The 26,408-nt window shown below is 61.5% G+C and carries 2 protein-coding genes (1 of these 2 running past the window's edge); both read left to right on the forward strand.

Features of this window, described 5'->3' with window-relative positions; translation table 11 throughout:
• Positions 1 to 16,035, forward strand: coding sequence for a non-ribosomal peptide synthetase (locus tag LCH65_RS17175; RefSeq protein ID WP_226439661.1), 16,035 nt, complete (start codon positions 1 to 3; stop codon positions 16,033 to 16,035).
• Positions 16,032 to 26,408: the 5' portion of an amino acid adenylation domain-containing protein gene (locus LCH65_RS17180; protein ID WP_345945909.1), read on the forward strand. It continues 6,030 nt past the right edge of the window; 10,377 of the gene's 16,407 nt are visible here — the first part of the coding sequence; its start codon is at positions 16,032 to 16,034; its stop codon lies beyond the right edge, outside the window. Before LCH65_RS17175 ends, LCH65_RS17180 begins: the two co-directional genes overlap by 4 nt.

Here is a 26,408-nt window from a genome sequence, read left to right on the forward strand (position 1 = left end):
ATGGCATTTGCCCTGACCGCTGCGCAACGCAATATCTGGCTGGATCAGATGACCCAGGGCGACTCGCCGTTATACAACATCGGCGGCTATATGGAGATCGATGGTGCCGTCGATTCCGTGTTGTTCCAGCAGGCCGTGGACCTGTTGATTGAAGAACACGATGCTCTGCGCATGGTCCTGCTTGACGAACGTGACGAGGAGGGCTTGCCGCTACAGGCCTTCGCCTCGAGCATGCCGCAGTGTATGACTCCGATCGACCTGCAAGGGCATGACGACCCGCGTCAGGCAGCCGCACACTGGGTGCAGACCCGGCTTGAAAAAGCGTTCAGGCTCGAGGGTGGGCCACTCTACCGAATGCATTTGCTCAAACTCGAAGAGCAGCGCTTCTACTTTGTGTTTTATACCCACCACATCGTGCTCGACGGCTGGAGCATCGACGGTGTCTGTACGTACCTCAGTGAGATTTACAATGCGCTGCTCAATCAGCGCACGCCTGACGTTGCGGCGCCGTCCTATGTCGATTTCATCAAGGACGACCTCAAGTATCGCGGGTCGCGACGTTTTTCGCTCGATCAAGCCTACTGGCTGGACAAATACCGTGAGATCCCCGATCCGTTGCTGACAGCGCGCCCGCGCCAGGTCTCTATTCAGAACCAGACAGCACACAGCCGCAGCGGCCACATCAGCTCCGGTCTTGACCGTGGTCTGGAGCAGCAGATCGACGATCTGGCGCTTCGACTGCAAGCCTCGTCGTTCCATGTTTTGCTGGCAGTGCTGTACGTGTACTTCACCCGCGTCTACCAGCGTGATGAACTGGTCATCGGCCTGCCGATTCTCAACCGCTCCAATGCCGGCTACAAGAAGACCCTGGGGCTTTTTACCCAACTCAGTTCGGTGCGCCTGAAATTCAGTCCAGACCTGCCGTTCGCAGAACTGGTCCAGGGTATATGTCGGGCAGTCAAGCAGGATTACCGCCACCAGCGGTTCCCGGTCAGCGACCTCAACCGGCTGCTGGAATTGCGCCGTACCGAGCGTACCCAATTGTTCGATCTGACGTTCTCCTATGAGCGCCAGAACCTTCCGCTGCATTTCAATCAGGCAGCCGCCAGCACTACCAAGTGTTCGAACAACCACGAACAGACGCCGCTAGCTATCTACCTGCGCACCAACGCCTGCGAAACTGAATCGTGGATGCACTACATCTACAACGAGGCGTTTTTTCAGCACGACGAGATTGTCCTCCTTGCCGAGCGCTTGCAGCGTGTTATGGAGCAGGGGCTGACGAATGAACAACTCCCGGTGAACGGGTTCTCGCTGATCAGCGAGACCGACACCTCCCGGGTTCAGGCGTGGAATGCCGATCAGCCACATTTCGCCGATGACCTGACTATCCACCAGCAGTTCGAAGCACGCGCTACAGAACGACCAGACGCCGTGGCGCTGGTATTCGAAGAGCAGACCCTGAGCTACGGCGAACTCAACGCCCGCGCCAACCAGGTCGCGCATCGCTTGCTCGCGCTGGGTGTGCTCCCTGATGATCGCGTGGCGATCTGCGTCGAGCGTGGCCCGGCGATGATTATCGGCTTGCTGGGCATCCTCAAATCCGGTGCCGGTTATGTGCCGCTGGACCCGGCTTACCCGCTGGAGCGCCTGGCCTATACCCTCGGCGACAGCACGCCAGTGGCATTATTGAGCCAACAGTCAGTACAACAAGCGTTGCCGTTATCTGAAGTGCCGCTGATCTATCTCGACGACGCCGACCTGCAGAACGAATCCGTGTGCAATCCGCAGGTAGCGGTCAAGTCCAGCGACCTTGCCTATGTGATCTATACCTCCGGCTCCACCGGTCTGCCCAAGGGCGTAATGGTCGAGCATCGCAACGTTGCACGACTGTTTTCGGCCACGGAAGACTGGTTCGGCTTCAGCGAACAGGACGTGTGGGCGCTGTTCCACTCGTTCGCCTTTGACTTCTCGGTCTGGGAAATCTGGGGCGCATTGCTGCACGGCGGCCGCCTGTTGATCGTGCCGCAACTGGTCAGCCGCTCGCCAGAAGACTTCTACAGGCTGCTGTGCAGTGCCGGTGTCACGGTGCTCAACCAGACGCCAAGTGCGTTCCGCCAACTGATTGCGGCTCAGGGCGAAAAAGAGCAGGCGCATTCGCTGCGCCAGGTGATTTTTGGCGGCGAAGCCCTGGAAACGGCGATGCTCAAGCCGTGGTACGCCCGCAAAGTCAACGCCACAACACAACTGGTAAACATGTACGGCATCACCGAAACCACGGTGCATGTGACCTATTATCCGTTGCAGCCTGGAGACGCGCAGCGCGTTGGCGCCAGTCCGATTGGCAAGCGCATTCCCGACCTGCAGCTGTACCTGCTGGATGCTTATGGCCATCCGCTGCCACCAGGCGCGGCGGGCGAGTTGTACGTGGGCGGGGCAGGCGTGGCCCGTGGCTACCTCAATCGCGATGAATTGAACGCGACGCGCTTTCTCGATGATCCATTCGCCCCGGAACCCGGGGCGCGAATGTACCGCTCTGGCGATCTGGGTCGTTGGTTGCCGGACGGCAGCCTGGAATACCTGGGCCGTAACGATGAACAGGTGAAAATTCGTGGCTTCCGTATCGAACTGGGCGAGATCGAAGCTCGATTGAGCGCTTGCAAAGGCGTGCGTGAAGCGGTGGTCGTGGTGCGTGAAGACGAACCGGGCGACAAGCGCCTGGTGGCCTATGTCATCGGCACGGCAGACCTGGAACCGGACGCTACCTGGTTGCGTGAACAGCTGCGCCTGTCGCTGGCCGAGCACATGTTGCCGAGCGCTTTTGTCAGCCTGCAGGCTTTCCCGCTGACCGCCAACGGCAAGCTTGATCGCAAGGCACTGCCGCTGCCCGTGGCCGAGGCCTATGCCCGGCGTCAATACGAGGCACCGCAAGGCCTGACGGAAACCCGCCTGGCCGGGTTGTGGGCCGAGTTGCTGGGCGTCGAGCAGGTAGGCCGTCATGACCAGTTCTTCGAATTGGGTGGGCATTCGATGCTGGCGGTGAAACTGATCGAACGCATGCGCGACATCGGTCTGAATGCCGACGTGCGCGTGCTGTTCGGCCAGCCGACCCTGGCCTCGCTGGCGGCAGCGAGCGGCAATGTCACGGACGTGCAGGCGCCCACCAATAAGATTCCCGCCGACTGTCGGCACATTACCCCCGACATGCTGCCTCTGGCCCGACTCACCCAGGCACAGATCGACCGTTTGGTCGCCACAGTGCCGCGCGGTGTGGGCAACGTGCAGGATATCTATGGGCTGGTGCCGTTGCAGGAGGGCATTCTTTATCACCACTTGAGCAGTGAGGAGGGTGATCCGTACCTGTTGCAGGCGTTGTTGCGGGTCAATAGCTTCGAGCAACTGCTGGACTTCACGGAGGCCTTGCAGCAAGTCATTGACCGTCACGACATTCTGCGCACGGCGGTAGCCTGGGAAGAGCTCGACGAGCCAGTGCAGGTGGTCTGGCGTCAGGCACGGCTGCGCGTCGAGGCGTTTTTGCCGCATCCGGAGCAGGGTGATGTCGCGGCCCAATTGCAGGCACAGTTCGATCCACGGCGGATACGCATGGATCTGCATCAGGCACCGATGATGCGCCTGCATTACGCAGAGGATCCCGTCAACCAAAGCTGGGTGGCGGTGTTGATGTTCCATCACCTGATCGATGACGCCACCTCGCTGGCCCTGCTGGGCGCAGAGATCGAGGCGTTCAGACAAGGGCGCGGCAACCATCTGCCAGCGTCGGTACCGTATCGCAATCATGTGGCTCAGGCGCGATTGGGCATGAGCCGCGAGGAGCACGAAGCGTTCTTCCGCGACATGCTCGCCGATGTTGACGAGCCGACCCTGCCGTTCGGCCTGCAAGACCTGCAAGGCGACGGCAGCGGAGTCGACGAAGCCCTGCTACCGGTTGACCCGGAGCTGGCCGAACGTCTGCGCGCCCATGCCCGACGCCTCGGCGTCAGCAACGCCAGCCTGCATCACCTCGCGTGGGCTCAGGTGATCGGGCGCCTGTCAGGGCGTCAGGACGTGGTCTTCGGTACTGTGCTGATGGGCCGCCTGCTCAGTGGTCAAGGCGCCGAACGGGCCTTGGGCATGTTTATCAATACCTTGCCATTGCGCGTCGCGGCCGGAGAGCAGGGCATTGAGGCTGCAGTGCGTACCACCCACGCACGGTTGGCGGCGCTGGTCAGTCATGAGCATGCACCGTTGTCACTGGCCCAGGGATGCAGCGGCGTGGCGGCACCGACACCGTTATTCAGTGCACTGATGAACTACCGCCATGTCGCGGTCGGCGCCCAGACACCTCAAGAGGCAGGGCAGACCAGGCTTTGGGGCGGTGTCGAGGTACTCGGCGGTGAAGAGCGCACCAACTACCCACTGTCCTTGTCGGTGGACGACCTCGGCGAATCCTTCGGCCTGACCGTTCAGGCAGTGGCCGGAATCGGTGCCCGGCGCATCTGCGGTTACATACACACCGTGCTGGAGCAACTGGCCGACGCGCTGGACAGTCGGCCAAATGCACCCTTGCACAGCCTCGACTGGTTGCCCGTGCACGAGCGTCGCCAATTGCTGGAAGACTTCAACGCATTCGACTGCGGCTACCCGCAAGACGTTTTGCTGCACCAGATGTTTGAGGCTCAGGCGGCTGCGCAACCCGACTCGGTGGCAGTCACCTACGAAGGCCAGCAACTGAGCTACCTCGAGCTCAATCAGTGGGCCAACCAGATTGCCCATCGGTTGATCGCCGAAGACATTGGTGCTGATGACCGGGTGGCGATCTGTGCGGAACGCAGTCTGGAAATGATCGCGGGCCTGGTGGGCACTCTCAAGGCCGGCGCAGGCTACGTACCACTCGACCCTTCTTACCCTGCGGAACGCCTGGCCTACATGCTTGAGGACAGCGCACCGAAAATGCTGCTGACCCAACGCGGTTTGCGCGAGCGCTTTGCGCAGGCCGTCATGCCGGTGTTGCTGCTGGAGGCTGATGCCCACGCCGAGAGCGGTATTGACCGCACGCCGACGACCAATCCGCAGCTTGCGGGGCTTGGCGCGCAGCACCTGGCTTACCTGATCTACACCTCGGGCTCTACCGGACAGCCCAAAGGCGTGGCCATGCCCCATGCGCCGCTGGTCAATCTGATGCATTGGCAGATCGCCCAGACTGTCGAGCACGGTCGCCCGAGGCAACGCACCTTGCAGTTCGCCGCGCTGGGTTTTGATGTGGCCTTTCAGGAAATCTTCAGCACCTTGTGTGCAGGTGGCGAACTGTCACTGATCCACGGCGATACTCGTCTGAATTTCCGCCGCCTGTTCCAACATATTTGCGAGCAGCGTATCGAACGCCTGTACATGCCGTGTATTGCCCTGCAGGCATTGGCCGAGGCGGTGGTCGCTGAACCCGAACAGACTGATTGCCTGTTGCAGGACGTAATCACTGCCGGTGAGCAACTGCGAATCACCGAACCGATGCGGCAGTTATTCGCCCGTTTGAACGACGCCCGCCTGCATAACCACTACGGCCCGACCGAGTCCCATGTGGTCACGGCGCTGACCCTTGAGGGTGACCCGCAGGCCTGGCCGACCTTACCAAGCATCGGTCAGCCGGTGGCCAATACCCGCATTTACCTGCTCGACGAACACATGCGCCCCGTTCCGGTGGGCGTCGCGGGTGAACTGTACATCGGCGGTGCGTGTGTCGCGCGTGGCTACTTGAACCGTGATGAACTGACCAACGAACGCTTTATCGCTGATCCGTTTGCCGCCAGCGATGTCGGCAACCCACACGCGCGCCTGTACAAGACCGGCGACCTGGGTTGCTGGCAGGCCGACGGCAGGATCGTCTATCTGGGCCGTAACGACGATCAGATCAAGATCCGAGGTTTCCGTATCGAACTGGGCGAAATCGAGGCGCGTCTCGGTCAATTTCCAGGTCTGCGCGATGCAGCGGTGCTGGCCCGCGAAGACGTTCCCGGTGAAAAGCGCCTGGTCGCTTATTTCAGCGTGCACGCCGGGCAGGTGGTGCCCGAGGCCGACCAGATGCGTCTGCATTTACAGGCGCTGCTGCCGGATTACATGATCCCCGCAGCCTATGTACACCTGGAAAAACTGCCGGTCTCGCCCAACGGCAAACTGGATCGTCGCGCGTTGCCGCAGCCATCAGCCGATGCCTTCGTCAGTCGCGACTATCAGGCCCCGATCGGCGACACCGAAATCATGCTGGCTGAGCTCTGGGCCGACGTGCTGAGTGTTGAACGCGTCGGTCGGCAGGACCATTTCTTTGAACTGGGTGGTCACTCGCTGCTGGCGGTGAAGCTGATCGAGCGCATGCGTCAGGTTGGCCTGAGTGCCGATGTACGCGTGCTGTTCGGCCAGCCCACCCTTGCCGCACTGGCGGCGGCGGTGGGCGGCGGTATCGAGATCGAGGTTCCGGCCAACGGCATTCCCGACGGCTGCGAGCACATCACCCCGGACATGCTGACCCTCACTTCGCTGGACCAAGGGACTATCGATCGCATTGTCGCCGGCGTTCCCGGTGGTGCGCCCAATGTGCAGGACATTTACCCGCTGGCACCGTTGCAGGAAGGCATTCTTTATCACCATCTCGCCGCGGAGCAGGGCGACCCGTATCTGCTGCAAGCAACCTTCGCCCTGCATGATCCGGCGCACGTACGACGCTTTGCCGAAGGCTTGCAGGCAATGATCGATCGCCATGACATCCTGCGCACGGCGCTGGTCTGGGAAGGTCTGAAACAACCGCTGCAAGTGGCTCTACGCCGGGTCGAGCTGTCGATTGAGCAAATCACCCTGGCACCGGGCGGCGGCGATATCGTCGCCCAGATGCAACGCCGTTTTGATCCCCGCGAGTACCGCCTCGATCTCAGCCAGGCCCCGCTGGCTCACCTGGCCTTTGCGCAGGACTCGGAGAATCAGCGCTGGGTGGCGATCCTGCTGTTCCATCACATTGCCCTCGACCACACCGCGCTGGACGTGATGAGCGCAGAAATGCTCGCTCACGTGCAAGGCAGCGCGGCGCAAATGCCGGCGGCGATGCCTTACCGGAATTATGTGGCGCAGGCCCATCTTGGCGTGACTCGCGAACAACATGAAGCATTTTTCCGCGAGATGCTCGGCGATGTCGATGAACCGACGCTACCGTTCGGTCTGCTTGAGGTGCAGGGTGACGGGCAGGGCATCAAGGAGGTTCGCCACGCGCTTGAGGCTGATTTGTGTCAGCGTCTGCGCACTCAGGCTCGGCAACTGGGGGTGAGTGCAGCAAGCTTGCATCACCTGGCCTGGGCGCGAGTGCTGGGCAGCGCCAGCGGGCGTGAAGACGTGGTATTCGGCACGGTGTTGCTGGGGCGCATGCAAAGCGGCCTGGGTGCCGACCGCGCCTTGGGCATGTTCATCAACACCTTGCCGCTGCGGGTCGATGTCGGTACCTGCGCCGTGCGTCAGGCCGTGCGTCGCACCCACGCCCGTTTGACCGCATTGCTCGGCCACGAACACGCGCCGCTGGTGCTGGCGCAACGTTGCAGCGCGGTGGATGCAGCGTCGCCGCTGTTCAGCGCGTTGCTCAACTATCGCCACAGCCCGGCACGTGAAGCCAGCGGTGGCGATCGTTGGGCGGATACCCAGGTGCTCGGCGTACTCGAACGGACCAATTACCCGTTGACCCTGTCGGTGGACGATCAAGGCGAAGGCTTCCTGTTGAACGTACAGGTAGCAGCCGGTTTCGATGGCCAGCGGATCTGCGACTATATGCAGACCGCCCTGAGCCATCTGGTTCAAGCCCTTGAATCGGCACCGGACTCAGCAGTGCGCGATCTGCCAGTGGTGCCGGAAGCCGAACGGACGGAGCTGCTGGTGGCGTTCAACGACACCGCGCGTGATTACCCGCAGCAACAGACCGTGCATAGCCTGTTTGAAGCTCAGGTGCGGGCGTGCCCCGAGGCTTGCGCGGCAATCCACGACGGCGTTGCCTTGAGTTATGCCGAACTCAACACCCAGGCCAACCGTCTGGCCCGGCATCTGCTGGGTCTTGGCGTGCAGCCGGGTGACAGCGTGGCGATTTTGCTGGAGCGCAACCATGACCTACTCGCCAGTCAACTGGCAGTGCTCAAGTGCGCGGCGGTGTATGTGCCGCTGGACATCAATGCACCGGTCGAACGTCAGGCATTCATGGTTGAGGACAGCCAGGCGCGTGTACTGCTCACTCACAGCCAAGTGTCGCTGGAAACCGCTGCACAGCGTGTCGATCTCGATGGTTTGCCCCTGAACGATCTGAAAGACACTGATCTGGCGTTGCCGCAGTCAAGCGAAAGTGTTGCCTACATCATGTACACCTCTGGTTCGACGGGTGTTCCGAAAGGTGTGCTGGTGCCGCATCGGGCCATAAGCCGTCTGGTGATCAACAACGGTTATGCCGATTTCAACGCTCAGGACCGCGTGGCGTTCGCTTCCAACCCTGCATTTGACGCCAGCACGCTGGATGTCTGGGCACCGTTGCTCAACGGCGGCTGCGTGGTGGTGATCGGGCAGAACGACTTGCTGTCTCCGCGCGACTTCCAGCGTCTGCTGCTGGAGCAATCGGTAACCGTGCTATGGATGACCGCCGGTTTATTCCATCAATACGCCTCAGGGCTGGGCGAGTCCTTTTCGCGGTTGCGCTACCTGATTGTCGGCGGCGATGTGCTGGACCCTGCCGTCATAGGCCGAGTGTTGGCCAACAGTCCTCCACAGCATCTGCTCAACGGCTATGGTCCGACCGAGGCGACGACGTTCTCCGCGACCTACGAAATCACGTCGGTCGGCAATGGCTCGATCCCTATTGGCAAACCCGTGGGCAACAGCCGCCTGTATGTGCTCGGTAGCCAAGGCCAACCCGTGCCGTTGGGCGTGCCCGGCGAGCTGTATATCGGCGGGCAGGGTGTCGCCAGGGGGTATTTGAATCGGGATGAACTGACCCTTGAGAAATTTGTTGCCGACCCGTTCGACAGCGACCCACAGGCACGCTTGTACCGCACCGGCGACCTGGTTCGCTGGCGTGCCGACGGTAATCTGGAATATCTGGGTCGTAATGACGATCAGGTGAAAATCCGTGGTTTCCGCGTTGAACTGGGTGAAATAGAAGCAAGCCTGGCCGAGCATTCGGATATTCGTGAAGCCGTGGTGCTGTGCCGTCAGGATGAGCCTGGTGACAAGCGTCTGGTCGCTTATGTAACCGCGCAGCAGCCTGAAACCGCGCTGGACATCGAACGCCTGCGCAACCATCTGCAAGGCTTGTTACCGGACTATATGGTGCCAGCAGCCTACGTGCAGCTCGATGCGCTGCCGCTGACCACCAATGGCAAGCTCGATCGCAAGGCCCTGCCAGTGCCGGATGCGCAAGCGCTGATCAGTCGTGGTTACGAAGCACCACAAGGTGAGGTCGAAGCAGTGCTGGCCGAGATCTGGGCCGAGGTACTGCAGGTCGAGCAGGTTGGTCGCTACGATAACTTCTTCGATCTGGGCGGGCACTCTCTGCTGGCCATGCGCATGGTGTCTCAAGTACGCCAACAGCTTGGCGTGGAATTACCGCTGGGCGAGCTGTTTGCACTCGGTGAACTGGCAGCGGTGGCCGCAGCGCTGAATGGCGTGGCGCGCAGTGAACTGACAGCGATCCTGCCGGTGAAGCGTGATCAGCCAATGCCATTGTCCTTCGCCCAGCAAAGGTTGTGGTTCCTGGCACAGATGGACGGCGGTAACGAAGCCTATAACATCCCGATGGCACTGAGCCTTGTGGGGGCGCTCGACGTCACCGCCCTGGCCCGAGCCCTGGCACGTATCGTCGAACGCCATGAAACCTTGCGCAGCCGATTTGTGACCTGTGAAGGCGCTGCGCAAGTACTGTTCGTGCCCACCTGCGCAGACGCAGGGCTGTCTGTCGAAGACATTCGTCATGCGCCTCATGGCCTGGAAGAGTTTATTCGGGTCGAGGCGGTAGCACCGTTCGATCTGGCTAACGGCCCGCTGATTCGCGCTCATTTGCTGCAAGTGGCCGACGACCGTCATGTGCTGCTGATGACTGTGCACCATATCATCGCCGATGGCTGGTCGATGGCTGTACTGAGCCAGGAACTGCTGGCGCTGTACCCGGCGTTCTGCCAGGGACAGCCCGATCCACTGCCGGCGCTGGCGATCCAGTACGCCGATTACGCGGTATGGCAACGTCGCTGGCTGTCCGGCGAACGCCTGCAACACCAGGCCGCCTATTGGCATCAGGCACTGGAGGGAGCGCCGACGCTGCTCACGTTGCCGACTGATCGGCCACGTCCGGCGCAGCAGGACTTCGCCGGTGCCAGCCTTGCCGTGCAACTGAATGCAAATCTGGCAGCAGACCTGCGCAAACTGGCACAACGTCAGGGCGTCACGCTGTACATGGCGCTGATGGCCGCCTGGGCGACGACACTCACGCGCCTTTCGGGTCAGGCCGACGTGGTGATTGGCAGCCCGGTGGCAGGGCGAGGCCATACCGAACTTGAAGACCTGATCGGCCTGTTCGTCAACACCCTGGCGGTGCGCATCGACACCTCGGGCAATCCGAGCGGCGAGGCGCTGCTGGCCCGGGTCAAGGCCCGCGTACTGGAAGCACAGGAGCATCAGGACCTGCCGTTCGAACAGGTTGTGGAAGTCGTTCGCCCGACACGCAGCCTGGCCCATCCTCCTTTGTTCCAGACCACGCTGAACTGGATGCCGGGAAAAAACGTTGCCGATTCGCTTGGCGATCTGAGAGTGGAGCCGGTCGAGCAGAACAGTCAGGTGTCCAAATTCGACCTTTCGCTGAACCTGAGCGAGCAGGGCGAGACGCTGGTAGGTACGCTGGACTACGCCACGGCGCTGTTCGACGAAACCACGGCGCAACGGTATCTCGGCTATTTCATGCAGATCCTCGAAGCCCTGGCGGCTGATGAGCAGACGCATCTTGATCGCATCCCGCTGGTCGGCGAAGAGGAACGCCGTTACCTGCTGGAAACGCTCAACACGACGGCGCTGGCGCAAGTTAATGACGAGCAGACCGTGCATGCCATGATCGAAGCCCGGGCCGCCAGCGCGCCAGAAGGTGTCGCGGCTCAGGTGGGCGAACATTGCCTGCACTACGGCGAGATGAACCATCGCGCCAACGCCCTGGCCCATCACCTGATCAGTCTCGGTGTCTGTGTGGATGATCGTGTGGCAGTCATGGCCCGTCGCGGACTGGACACGCTGGTGGCCATGCTCGCCGTCCTCAAGGCAGGCGCCGGCTACATCCCGGTCGATCCGTCACACCCTGACGAACGCATTGCCTATCTGCTGGCCGACAGCGCACCCAAAGTGCTGCTGACCCAGCAGGCCCTGATGAACCGTGTGCCGCAAACGTCTGCACCGGTCATCGCCTTTGACCACCCTGAATGGCCGCAACGCCTAGAAAACCCGCAAGTGGCGGGGCTCAACACCACGCATCTGGCTTACGTAATCTACACCTCCGGCTCCACTGGCCAGCCAAAAGGCGTGATGGTAGAGCACCGCACCCTCGGTAACCTGATCGACTGGCATTGTCAGGCCTTCGATCTGCAGGCTGGCAGCCATACCGCCAGCGTCGCAGGCTTCGGCTTCGATGCCATGGCCTGGGAAGTCTGGCCAGCGCTGTGTGCCGGGGCGACCCTGCACCTTCCGCCTGCGGACCTGGGTAATGAACAGCTTGATGCACTGCTCGACTGGTGGATCGCTCAACCGCTGGAAGTGGCCTTCCTGCCGACCCCGGTTGCCGAATATGCCTTCAGCCGCGACCTGTCTCACCCCACCTTGCGTACGCTCTTGATTGGTGGCGACCGTCTGCGCCAGTTCCAGCGTGATCCAGGCTTCGCGGTCATCAACAACTACGGCCCGACCGAGGCCACGGTGGTCGCCACGTCGGGGCGTTTGCTGCCCGACGGCAGACTCGATATCGGCACACCGATTGCCAATACCCGCGTGTATCTGCTTGATGAGCATCAACAACTGGTGCCGCTGGGTGTGGCGGGCGAGCTGTACGTCGCCGGAGAAGGCGTGGCGAGGGGGTATCTGAACCGACCGGAGATGACCGCCGAGCGCTTTCTGCGTGATCCGTTCCACACTGACGCACGGATGTACCGCACCGGCGACCTGGCACGCTGGAACGCCGATGGCACTCTCGACTACCTGGGGCGCAATGATGATCAGGTTAAGATTCGCGGCGCGCGCATCGAACTGGGCGAGATCGAAGCGCAGCTAAGTCGGTTGCCGGGCATCGAAGAAGCGCTGGTGCTGGCCCGAGAGGACGAACCGGACCAGCCAAGGCTGACGGCGTATTTCATCGAGCGCGACGGTTCGCTGTCGACGCCGGTGGCAGAACTGCGCTCTGCCTTGCTGACAGTGCTGCCTGGCTACATGGTGCCCATCGCCTTCGTGCGTCTGGACGCCTGGCCGCTGACGGCCAATGGCAAAGTCGACCGCAAGGCCCTGCCAATGCCGGATCGCGACGCGCTTCCGGATCGGGAGTACGAGGCACCCCAGGGGCCGGTGGAAATGGCCGTGGCCGAGATCTGGAGTTCGTTGCTGCACGTCGAGCGGGTGGGTCGTCATGACCACTTCTTCGAGCTGGGCGGGCACTCGCTGTTGGCCGTCAACCTGATCGCGCAAATGCGGCGCCAGGGGCTCGATGCCGATATTCGCACCCTGTTCACACAGCCGACGCTGGCCGCGCTGGCTGCGGCGGTGGGTAGCCTGAATGAAATAACAGTCCCGCAAAACGCCATCCCGGACGACTGCAAGCGCATTACGCCAGAGCTGCTGCCACTGGCCGATCTCGATCAGGCCGCCATCGACCTCATTGTCGCCAGCGTGCCCGGCGGCGTGGAAAATGTGCAGGACATCTACCCGCTGGCACCACTGCAGGAGGGGATTCTCTATCACCATCTGGCTGCCGAACAAGGCGATCCGTACGTCCTGCAAACGGTATTCGAGACTGCTGACCGAACGCGTTTGAATGCCTTTGTCGATGCCTTGCAAAGTGTGATTGATCGCCACGACATCCTGCGAACTGCAGTACTTTGGCAAGGCCTGGAAACACCGGTGCAGGTTGTCTGTCGTCAGGCTCGGCTGTTGCTGGAGCAGGTCGAACTCGACCCGCTCGAGGGGCCGATCATGGAGCAACTGCAACAGCGCTTCGACCCTCGCCATTCGCGGCTGGACATTAGCCAGGCACCACTTCTGCGGCTGATCTTCGCCGAAGACCAGCCCAACCAGCGTTGTGCGGCGATCCTGCTGTTCCATCACATGGTCCTCGACCATACAGCGATGGAGATTGTGCTCCACGACATGCAGGCGCATCTGCTGGGGCAGGCTGACCAACTCGAAGCAGCCATTCCGTATCGTAACTATGTGGCCCAGGCTCGCCTGGGTGTAAGCCGCGAGGCCCACGAAGCGTTTTTCCGCGAATTGCTCGGTGACATTGACGAACCGACGCTGCCGTTCGGGCTGCTGGATGTGCAAGGGGATGGCCGCGATGTTGAAGAAAGCAGCCTGATACTGGACCGGCAGTTGAATAGGCGTCTGCGCGCCCAGGCTCGGCAGCTGGGGGTAAGCGCCGCAAGTCTGATGCATCTGGCGTGGGCTCAGGTATTGAGTCAGGTATCGGGCAGGCACACCGTCGTATTCGGCACCGTGTTGATGGGCCGCATGCACAGTGGCGAAGGCGCCGAACGGGCGTTGGGCATGTTCATCAATACCTTGCCGCTGCGCGTCGATCTGGCCGGGCAGGGTGCACGGGACGGCGTACGAGCGACCCATGCCCGACTCACCGCATTGCTCGGTCATGAACACGCGCCGCTGGTGCTGGCGCAGCGTTGCAGCGGCGTGGCGGCACCGTTGCCACTGTTCAGCGCGCTACTCAACTACCGCCACAGCAGCGTGGCAGAACCCACCAACGAATCGATCGAGGCCTGGCGCGGCATCGACGTGCAGAATGGTGAGGAACGCACCAACTACCCGTTGACCTTGAACGTCGATGATCAGGGTGACGGTTTCAGATTTTCAGTGCTGGTGACCGGCAAAGTCGGTGCCGGGCGAGTCTGCGGGTACCTGCAGACCGCGCTGGAAAATCTGCTTGTTGCGCTGGAGCAGTCACCGGACGCCGCGCTCGAAAGCCTGCCTATCCTGCCTGCTGCCGAGCGTGAGCAGTTGCTGGTGCAGTTCAACGACACCGCGCTGGATTACCCGCACGAACAGACCATTCACGGGCTGTTTGAAGCGCAGGCCGAGCGCACACCGCAAGCCATGGCAGTGGTTCATGGCGAACAACGCCTGACCTATCGCGAGCTTAACGAACAGGCCAACCGCCTGGCGCATGCCTTGCGCAAGCAGGGCGTGCAGCCGGATTCGCGGGTCGGGATCTGTGTGGAACGCGGTGTGGAGATGGTCGTCGGGTTGCTGGCGATCCTCAAGGCGGGCGGCGGTTACGTGCCACTCGACCCGGCTTACCCGGTAGAACGAATTGCCTACATGTTGCAGGACAGCGCGCCTGCCGCTGTGCTGGCGCAGTCGGCGACTGAGGCGTTACTGGTCGACGTATCGGTACCTGTGATCAATCTTGATGCAAGCAACTGGCAGGACGAATCTGCCCTGAATCCGCAGGTGCCGGGGCTGACCTCAGCGCATCTTGCGTACCTGATCTACACCTCAGGCTCGACCGGCCTGCCGAAAGGCGTGATGATCGAACACCGCAACACCGTTAACTTCCTGAGCTGGGCGCATACGGCATTCGACGGCTCTGCGCTGGAAAAAACGCTGTTCTCCACCTCGCTGAACTTCGACCTCGCGGTCTACGAGTGCTTTGCGCCGCTCACCTCGGGTGGCAGCATCGAGGTGGTCACAAACGTGCTGGAACTGCAACACGGCGAGCACGATATCGGCCTGGTCAACACCGTACCGTCGGCGCTGAAAGCGCTGCTGGAAATCAACGGTTTGCCAGAGTCGGTCCATACCGTCAACGTCGCCGGTGAAGCACTCAAACGCAGTCTGGTGGAAAACCTGTTCGAGAAAACCAGCGTGCAGCGCCTGTGCAATCTCTATGGCCCGTCGGAAACCACCACTTACTCAAGCTGGGTGGCGATGGATCGCGAAAACGGCTTCGCTTCGCACATCGGCAAACCAGTCGGCAATACACAGTTTTACCTGCTGGATGAGCAACGACAGCCCGTGCCACTGGGTGTTGCCGGAGAGATCTACATCGGCGGCGCGGGCGTGGCCCGCGGCTACCTGAACCGTGACGACCTGACTGCCGAACGCTTCCTCGCGGATCCGTTCAGCCAGCAGCCCCAGGCACGTATGTATCGCACCGGCGACCTGGGTCGCTTCCTGCCAGACGGCAATATCGAATACCTGGGCCGTAACGACGATCAGGTGAAGATTCGCGGCTTCCGTATCGAGCTCGGCGAGATCGACGCGTGTCTGGCCAGGCATCCTGCCGTCCAGGATACGGTAGTCGCCGCTCGTGAAGACGTCCCCGGTGACAAACGCCTGGTGGCGTATTACACAGTCCGGTCGGCGCAAACGGAACCTGCCATCGACAGCCTGCGCGGCTGGCTGCTAGGGCAGTTGCCGGCCTACATGGTCCCGGTGGCTTACGTGCGTCTCGATGCATTGCCTCTCACCCCCAACGGCAAACTTGACCGCAAGGCGCTCCCTGCGCCGGGCGAGGGCGCGTTGATCAGCCGTGGCTACGAAGCTCCGCAAGGCGAGAGAGAAGTACTGATTGCGGAGATCTGGCAAGACTTGCTGGGTGTCACGCAGGTTGGCCGACACGACCATTTTTTTGAGCTGGGTGGTCACTCTCTGCTCGCTGTCAGCCTGATGGAACGCATGCGTCAGGAAGGCCTGGAGGCCGAGGTCAAGTCGCTGTTCAAACACCCCACCCTCATGGAATACGCAGCAACAACGGAAAGAATGGAGATTGTTCTGTGAGCATGATTGAACTGTTGGCAGTACTGGAAGAGAAAGATGTGCAGCTCGCCGTCAAGGGCGACCAACTGGTCGTCAGCGGTAAGCGACAGTCCCTCATGGAGCCCGCCGTGCTGGCGCTGTTGCGCGAGAACAAGGCGGCATTGATCGAACTGATCAATGCCGGCGAGTATTACAGCGGCAAGGCCGATGAAGTGGAGGTTCCCGCCCAGGCGATTGTGCCGGGCTGCGAGCGCATCACCCCGGAAATGTTGCCGCTGATCAAACTCGACCAGGCAGCCATCGAAAGCATCGTTGCCCGCGTCCCTGGCGGCGTGCGCAATGTGCAGGACATCTACCCGCTGGCGCCGTTGCAGGAAGGCATTCTTTATCACCATATTGCCGCCGAACAAGGCGATCCATACGTGCTACAGGCACAGTTTACGATTGCCAGCCGGGAGCTTTTCGACGAGTTCACCACGGCCTTGCAGCAGATCATCGACCGCCACGACATCCTGCGTACCAGCGTGGTATGGGAAGGCCTGGACGAGCCGGTTCAAGTTGTGTGGCACAAGGCTGATCTGGTGCTCAGCGAAATCACCCTTGAGCCTGACGCCGGTACCGCCAGCGAGCAGTTGCAACAACGCTTCGACCCACGGCATTACCGCCTCGATATCAGCCAGGCACCCTTGCTGCGGCTGGCCTTCACCCACGACGTGGCCAACCAGCGCTGGGTGGCGATGTTGCTGTTTCACCACATCGCCATCGACCATGCGGCGCTGGACCAGATCCATCATGAACTCCACGCGCACCTGAGCGGTCAGGCCCACACCCTGGGCGAGCCAGTGCCGTATCGCAACTATGTGGCCCAGGCCCGGCTCGGCGTCACGAACAAGCAGCACGAAGGGTTTTTCCGCGAGATGCTCGGCGACGTCGACGAACCTACGCTGCCGTTCGGCCTGCACGATGTGCGCGGCGACGGCCATGGTGTCGAAGAAGCGCATCAGACCCTGCCTTTAGAGCTGAGCCGGCGCTTGCGAAATCAGGCCCGACTGCAAGGGGTGAGCGCGGCGAGCTTGCATCACCTTGCCTGGGCACAGGTGCTCGGGCGCCTGTGCGGGCGCAGCAATGTCGTATTCGGCACCGTACTGCTCGGGCGTATGCGCGGCGGCGAGGGGGTTCGCCGGGCCTTGGGGATGTTTATCAATACGTTGCCGCTGCGGGTGGACGTGGGTGAGCAGGATGTGCGCGCCGGGGTCAAGGCGACCCATATACGTTTGACTGCATTGCTCGGCCACGAACACGCCTCGCTGGCGTTGGCCCAGCGTTGCAGCGGTGTATCAGCACCGACGCCACTGTTCAGCGCACTGCTCAACTATCGCCACAGTTCCGCTGAAGCGGCGACCGATCAGGAAGTCACCGATCAGACCGCTCAACTCTGGGAAGGGATTGAGGTGAGGGGCGGCGAAGAACGCACCAACTACCCATTGATTTTATCCCTCGACGATTTTGGCGAAGGATTCAGCCTGAATGTTCAGGCTGTCACCGGTATCGGTGCCCAGCGGGTTTGCGGGTATATGCAGACGGCGCTGGAAAGCCTGGTGCATGCACTGGAGCAGACACCGCAGACGTCGTTGAACAGCTTGCCGATCTTGCCGGCCGACGAGCGTGAGCAGTTGCTGGTGCAGTTCAACGACACCGCGCTGGATTACCCGCAGCAACAGACCATTCACGGACTGTTTGAAGCACAGGTCGAGCGCACGCCAGATGATGTGGCCGTAGTGCATGGCGAACAACGTCTGACCTATCGCGAGCTTAACGAACAGGCCAACCGCCTGGCCCATGCCTTGCGCAAGCAGGGTGTGCAGCCGGATTCGCGGGTCGGGATTTGTGTAGAGCGCGGCGTGGAGATGGTCATCGGCTTGCTGGCGATCCTCAAGGCGGGCGGCGGTTATGTGCCACTCGACCCGGCGTATCCGGTAGAACGAATTGCCTACATGTTGCAGGACAGCGCTCCGGCCGCAGTACTGGCACAAACCGCGACTCAGGGCTTGCTGGCCGACGTTTCAGCGCCTGTCATCAATCTTGATCTGAACGATTGGCAGGACCAATCCGTCCAGAATCCGCAGGTGCCGGGGCTGACTTCAGCGCATCTTGCCTACCTGATCTACACCTCGGGTTCCACCGGCCTGCCGAAAGGCGTGATGATCGAACACCGCAACACCGTTAACTTCCTCAGTTGGGCACACACGGCTTTCGACGGCTCTGCACTCGAAAAAACGCTGTTCTCCACCTCATTGAACTTCGATCTTGCGGTTTATGAGTGCTTCGCACCGCTGACCTCGGGCGGCAGCATCGAAGTCGTCAAAAACGTGCTGGAACTGCAACACGGCGAGCACGATATCGGCCTGATCAACACCGTACCATCGGCGCTCAAGGCCTTGCTGGAAGTCGATGGACTGCCGAAATCGGTCCATACAGTCAACGTCGCCGGTGAAGCGCTGAAACGCAGCCTCGTGGAAAACCTGTTCGAAAAAACCGGCGTGCAGCGCCTGTGCAACCTCTACGGCCCATCCGAAACGACCACCTATTCAAGCTGGGTGGCAATGGATCGTGAAGATGGCTTCGCAGCTCACATCGGCAAGCCGGTCGGCAATACACAGTTTTACCTGCTGGACGAGCAACAGGAGCCTGTGCCACTGGGCGTTGCCGGTGAGATCTACATCGGCGGTACTGGCGTGGCGCGGGGTTATCTGAACCGTGACGACCTGACTGCCGAACGTTTCCTCAAAGACCCGTTCAGCCAAAACCCAGCGGCACGCATGTACCGCACCGGCGACCTGGGTCGCTACCTGCCAGACGGCAATATCGAATACCTGGGCCGTAACGACGATCAGGTGAAGATCCGTGGTTTCCGTATCGAATTGGGCGAGATCGATGCACGCCTGGCCAAACACCCGGCGGTCCATGAAGCGGTAGTCACCGCCCGCGAGGACATTCCAGGCGACAAACGCCTGGTGGCGTATTACACGGTCCAGTCCGCGCAAACGGAACCGAGCATCGAAATCCTGCGCGGTTGGCTGCAGGAACAACTGCCGGCCCACATGATCCCTGCGGCCTACGTGCGTCTCGACGCAATGCCGCTGACCCCGAACGGCAAACTCGACCGCAAGGCCCTGCCAGCGCCGGACAGTGACTCACTGATCAGCCGTGGCTACGAAGCCCCACAAGGTGAAACCGAAACGCAGATCGCTGCTATCTGGAAAGACTTGCTGGGCGTTGAGCAGGTCGGTAGACATGACAACTTCTTCGAGCTGGGCGGACACTCACTGTTGGCAGTCAGCCTCATAGGGCACATGCGTCAGTTGGGCCTGAGCGCCGATGTGCGTGCGCTGTTCGGCCAGCCGACGTTGGCCGCACTGGCTGCTGCGGTCGGTGGTGGCACGGCAGTCATGGTACCGGCCAATCTGATCGCCGGGGATTGCCAACGCATTACGCCTGAGCTGCTGCCGTTGATCAATCTGACCCAGGTGCAGATCGATCAGGTCGTGGCAAGCGTGCCGGGTGGCGTGGCGAATGTGCAGGACATCTACCCGCTGGCACCGTTGCAGGAAGGCATCCTCTATCACCACCTGGCCGCCGAAAGCGGCGATCCCTATGTGTTGCAGACTCAGTTCGCCTTTGATAACCGCGAACGTATGGATGCTTTTGTTCAAGCGTTGCAAACGGTTATAGACCGTCACGATATTCTGCGCACCAGTGTGGTGTGGCAAGGCCTTGAGTCCCCGCTGCAGGTGGTCTGGCGTAAGGCCCAATTGCACCTTGAAGCGCTCGAACTGGATCCTGTGAACGGCGATATCGGCGAGCAACTGCACAGCCGCTTCGACCCGCGTCACTACCGCCTGGACATCGGTCAGGCACCGTTGATGCGCGTGGTCTATGCCGAAGATCCGCCCAACCAGCGGATTTGCGCGATGTTGCTGTTCCACCACATGGCCCTGGACCACACTGCGCTGGAAGTGGTGAAGCACGAAATACAGAACGGCTTGCTCGGCGAGGCCGAAGCCTTGGCAGCGTCGGTGCCCGTGCCGTACCGCAACTATGTGGTTCAGGCACGCCAGGGTGTCAGCCAGGCTGATCACGAAACGTTCTTCCGCGACATGCTGGGCGATATCCTAGAGCCGACCCTACCGTACGGCCTGCTGGATGTGCAGGGCGATGGCAGCCACGTCAAGGAAGCCAGCCTGACGCTGGACCCTCAACTGAATCTGCGCCTGCGGGCTCAGGCCCGGCAGCAAGGCGTCAGCGCCGCCAGCCTGGTGCATCTGGCCTGGGGCCAGGTGCTCGGCACTGTGTCGGGCAAGCGTGACGTGGTGTTCGGTACGGTGTTGATGGGGCGGATGCAGGCCGGTGAGGGCGCCGAACGCGCCTTGGGCATGTTCATCAACACTTTGCCGCTGCGGGTTTCGGTAGGTGAGCAGGGCGTGCGTGACGAGGTCAAGGCGACCCATAAGCGCGTGACCGCGTTACTCGGTCACGAACATGCATCCCTTGCCTTGGCCCAGCGTTGCAGCGGCGTTGCCGCACCGACGCCGCTTTTCAGCGCCTTGCTCAACTACCGCCACAGTGCAGCTGCCAGCGTTTCCGAACAGGCGATCCAGGCCTGGCAAGGTATTCATGTTCTGAGCAGTGAAGAACGTGCCAATTATCCACTGAGCTTGAGCGTCGATGACTTTGGCGATGCTTTCAGCCTGAATGCACAGGCGGTGGCGGGTATCGATGCGCGGCGCATCTGCGATTACATGCAGACCGCCTTGAGTCATCTGGTCGAGGCCCTTGAATCCGCCCCGGATTCAGCCGTGTGCGACCTGCCGGTAGTGCCGGAAGCCGAGCGGCAGCAACTGCTGCTGGCATTCAACGACACCGCGCAGGACTACCCGCGGCAGCAGACCGTGCACGCCATGATTGAAGCCCGGGCAGTCAGCGCACCCGAAAGTGTCGCGGCTCAGGTGGGCGAGCATTGCCTGCACTACGGCGAGATGAACCATCGCGCCAACGCCCTGGCCCATCACCTGATCAGTCTCGGCGTAGGTGTCGATGATCGCGTGGCGGTCATGGCCCGTCGCGGGCTGGACACGCTGGTGGCCATGCTCGCCGTCCTCAAGGCAGGCGCAGGCTATGTCCCGGTCGATCCGTCACACCCTGACGAACGCATTGCCTATCTGCTGGCCGACAGCGCACCCAAAGTGCTGCTGACCCAGCAGACTCTGATGAGCCGTGTGCCGGAAGCATCTGCACCCGTCATCGCTTTCGACCGCCCTGAATGGCCGCAACGCCTGGACAATCCGCAGGTGGCAGGGCTCAACCCCACGCATCTGGCCTACGTGATCTACACCTCCGGCTCCACTGGCCAGCCAAAAGGCGTGATGGTCGAGCACCGCACCCTCGGCAACCTGATCGACTGGCATTGCCAGGCCTTCGATCTCCAGGCTGGTAGTCATACCGCCAGCGTCGCAGGCTTCGGCTTCGACGCCATGGCCTGGGAAGTCTGGCCGGCGCTGTGTGTCGGGGCGACCCTGCACCTGCCGCCTGCGGACGTGGGTAATGAACAGCTTGATGCACTGCTCGACTGGTGGATCGCTCAACCGCTGCAGGTGGCTTTCCTGCCAACGCCGGTCGCCGAATATGCCTTCAGCCGCGACCTGTCTCACCCCACCTTGCGTACGCTCTTGATTGGTGGCGACCGTCTGCGCCAGTTCCAGCGCGATCCGGGCTTCACCGTCATCAACAACTACGGCCCGACCGAGGCCACGGTGGTCGCCACGTCGGGGCGTTTGCTGCCCGACGGCAGACTCGACATCGGCACACCGATTGCCAATACCCGCGTGTATCTGCTCGATGAGCATCAACAACTGGTGCCGCTGGGTGTGGCGGGCGAGCTGTACGTCGCCGGAGAAGGCGTGGCGAGGGGGTATCTGAACCAACCGGAGATGACCGCCGAGCGCTTTCTGCGTGATCCGTTCCACGCCAACGCCCGGATGTACCGCACCGGCGACCTGGCACGCTGGAACGCCGATGGCACTCTCGACTACCTGGGGCGTAACGATGATCAGGTGAAAATCCGCGGCTTACGCGTTGAGCTGGGTGAAATCGAAGCACGCCTGGCCGAACACGCCGATGTTCGTGAAGCCGTGGTGCTGTGCCGCCAGGATGTTCCTGGTGACAAGCGTATGGTGGCGTATGTCACGACGCAGCAGCCTGAAACGGTGCTCGACATCGAACACCTGCGCAGCCATCTGCAAGGCACATTGCCGGACTACATGGTGCCGGCAGCCTACGTGCAGCTCGATGCGCTGCCGCTGACCGCCAACGGCAAGCTCGACCGCAAGGCCCTGCCAATGCCGGATGCGCAATCGCTGATCAGTCGTGGCTATGAAGCACCACAGGGCGAGGTTGAGATCCAACTGGCATCGATCTGGGCTGATGTACTCACGGTCGAACAGGTCGGTCGCCATGACCACTTCTTCGAACTGGGCGGCCACTCGCTGCTGGCAGTGAAATTGATCGAGCGCATGCGTCAGGTCGGCCTGAGTGCCGATGTGCGCGTACTGTTCAGCCAGCCTACGCTGGCGGCACTGGCGACAGCGGTCGGCGGTGGCACGGAAGTCGTGGTGCCGGCCAATCTGATTCCGGAACGCTGCGAACACATCACCCCGGACCTGCTGCCGCTGATCAGCCTGACTCAGGCGCAGATCGACTGCGTGGTAAAGCATGTGCCCGGCGGTGCTACTAACGTGCAGGACATTTACCCGCTGGCGCCTTTGCAGGCAGGTATTCTTTATCACCACATCAGTGCCGAGCAGGGCGATCCATACACCCTGAAAGCCCTGTTCAGTCTGCGCGACCGCGCACGACTGGACGATTTCAGCCACGCCTTGCAAGCGGTTATCAATCGTCACGATATCCTGCGTACCGCTGTACTGTGGGAAGGTCTCGACGAACCGGTGCAAGTGGTGCTGCGCCAAGCTGAAATGCACGTCACCGAGTTGTGCCTCGATCCGGTAAACGGCCCGATTGATGAACAGTTGCACGAGCGCTTCGATCCCCGGCATTACCGCCTCGATGTGCGTCAAGCGCCCTTGATGCAGATTGTCTTTACCCATGACCCGCTCAACGATCGCTGGCTGGCGATGCTGCTGTTCCATCACTTGGTCAATGACGCAACCTCGCTGTACGTGGTGCTGCATGAAATGCAGGCGCACTTGCTAGGTCAGGGTGCTTCTCTGGGTCAGAGCGTGCCGTATCGCAACTACGTGGCCCAGGCCCGGCTGGGTGTCAGCGATGCGCAGCATGAAGCTTTCTTCCGTGAAATGCTCGGTGATATCGACGAGCCAACGCTACCGTTCGGTTTGCAGGATGTGCAGGACGGCTGCGGTGACATCGAAGAGGCGAGCGTGATCCTGCCCGCTGAACTGAACCTGCGTTTGCGGGCTCAGGCTCGACAGGCAGGCGTCAGCGCGGCGAGCCTGATGCATCTGGCCTGGGCACGGGTGCTCGGCAGCGTCTCGGCCCGTGAACAGGTGGTGTTCGGCACGGTACTGCTGGGCCGTATGCAGGCCGGCGAGGGTGCAGACCACTCGTTGGGCATGTTTATCAACACCTTGCCACTGCGCGTCGATATCGGCGCGACGACGGTGGTCGAGGGATTGAAAGCGACCCACGGGCAACTAACGGCTTTGCTGGGCCACGAACACGCGCCACTGGTACTCGCCCAACGCTGTAGCGGCGTGGATGCCCCGGCGCCACTGTTCAGTGCGTTGCTCAACTATCGACACAGTGTCGTGAGCGACGTTTCAGCGGAAACCGCCACTGCCTGGGAGGGGATCGAGTCCTTCGGTGCCAAAGACCATACCAACTACCCGTTGACCCTGAATATCGATGACGTAGGCAACGGTTTCAACCTGACGGTACTGGTCAGCAGCACCGTCGGTGCCAAACGCGTCTGTGGCTACATGCAGACCGTGCTGGAGCATCTGTCGAATGCCCTGGAGCAATCACCGTCCTCGACCCTCGACAGCCTGCCGATCCTGCCCGCTGCCGAACGTGAGCAGTTGCTGGTGAGGTTCAACGACAGCGCGCTGGACTATCCGCAGCAACAGACCGTGCATAGCCTGTTTGAAGCTCAGGTGCGGGCGTGCCCCGAGGCTTGTGCGGCAATCCACGACGGCGTTGCAGTGAGTTATGCCGAACTCAACATTCGGGCCAACCGTCTGGCGCGGCATCTGCTCGGTCTTGGCGTACAGCCGGGTGACAGCGTGGCGATTTTGCTGGAGCGCAGCCATGACCTGCTCGCCAGTCAACTGGCAGTGCTCAAGTGCGCGGCGGTGTATGTGCCGCTGGACGTCAATGCACCGGTCGAACGTCAGGCGTTCATGATCGAGGACAGCCAGGCGAGTGTACTGCTCACTCACAGCCAAGTGTCGCTGGAAACCGCTGCCCAGCGTATCGATCTCGACGGTTTGACCCTGAACGATCTGAAAGACACTGATCTGGCGTTGCCGCAGTCAAGCGAAAGTGTTGCCTACATCATGTACACCTCTGGTTCGACGGGTGTTCCGAAAGGTGTGCTGGTGCCGCATCGGGCCATAAGCCGTCTGGTGATCAACAACGGTTATGCCGATTTCAACGCTCAGGACCGCGTGGCGTTCGCTTCCAACCCTGCATTTGACGCCAGCACGCTGGATGTCTGGGCACCGTTGCTCAACGGCGGCTGCGTGGTGGTGATCGGGCAGAACGACTTGCTGTCCCCATTGAATTTCCAGCGTCTGCTGCTGGAGCAATCGGTAACCGTGCTGTGGATGACCGCCGGTTTATTCCATCAATACGCTTCGGGGCTGGGCGAGGCCTTTTCGCGCCTGCGCTACCTGATTGTCGGCGGCGACGTGCTGGACCCGGCCGTTATCGGCCGGGTGTTGGCGAATAATCCGCCACAGCATCTGCTCAACGGTTATGGCCCGACCGAGGCGACGACCTTTTCCGCGACCTACGAGATTGTTTCGGTCGGCAATGGCCCTATTCCTATTGGCAAACCCGTAGGCAACAGCCGCCTGTATGTGCTCGATAGCCAAGGCCAACCCGTGCCGTTGGGCGTGCCCGGCGAGCTGTATATCGGCGGGCAAGGCGTTGCCAAGGGCTATTTGAACCGTGATGAACTGAGCACCACGCAGTTTGTCGTCGATCCGTTCAATCCGTCGGAAAACGCACTGATGTACCGCACCGGCGATTTGGTTCGCTGGCGCGCCGACGGCAACCTGGAGTATCTCGGCCGCAATGACGAGCAGGTGAAGATTCGTGGTTTCCGCGTTGAACTGGGTGAAATCGAAGCGCGCCTGGCCGAACACTCCGCTGTTCGCGAAGCCGTAGTGCTGTGCCGTCAGGATGTGCCTGGCGACAAGCGTCTGATGGCTTATTTCACCGCACAGCAGCCTGTCGACATCGAACACCTGCGCAACCATCTGCAAGGCACGTTGCCGGACTACATGGTGCCGGCAGCCTACGTGCAGCTTGACGCTCTGCCGCTGACCGCCAACGGCAAGCTTGACCGCAAGGCGCTGCCAGTGCCGGATGCGCAAGCGCTGATCAGCCGTGGTTATGAAGCACCGCAAGGCGAAGTCGAGACCCTGCTGGCAGCGATCTGGGCGGATGTACTGACGGTCGAACAGGTCGGTCGTCATGATCACTTCTTCGAACTGGGCGGCCATTCGCTGCTGGCAGTGATGCTCATCGAACGCATGCGTCAGGTCGGCCTGAGTACCGACGTACGTGCGCTGTTCAACCAGCCGACCCTTGCCGCACTCGCTGCGGCGGTGGGCGGGTACACCGACGTGCAAGTGCCGGATAACCTGATCGTGCCGGACTGCGAGCGTATTACCCCGGACATGCTGCCGCTGGCTGACCTCGATCAGGCAGGGATTGATCGGGTCGTCGCCAGCGTGCCGGGCGGCCTGGCCAGCATTCAGGACATCTATGCCCTGGCCCCCTTGCAGGAAGGCATTCTCTATCACCATCTGGCTGCGGATGAAGGTGATCCCTACATCTTGCAGATGCTCTTCACGTTCGATGATCGCGAGTGCCTGGCCGGTTTCGCCGCGGCCTTGCAGAGCGTGGTCGAACGCCACGACATCCTGCGCACCAGCGTGGTCTGGGAGGGGCTTGAGCAGCCGGTACAGGTGGTATGGCGCAACGCGAAACTGAGCCTGGAAGAGGTGGCCATCGATCCTCTCGACGGTGACGTGCTGACACGACTGCGCGAGCGTTTTGACCCGCGTCACTATCGCCTGGACATCGGCCAGGCACCGCTGATGCGCATCGCCTATGCCGAGGACACCCCCCACCAG

Source organism: Pseudomonas sp. MWU16-30316, from assembly GCF_020515645.1.
Classification (GTDB): domain Bacteria; phylum Pseudomonadota; class Gammaproteobacteria; order Pseudomonadales; family Pseudomonadaceae; genus Aquipseudomonas; species Aquipseudomonas cerasi.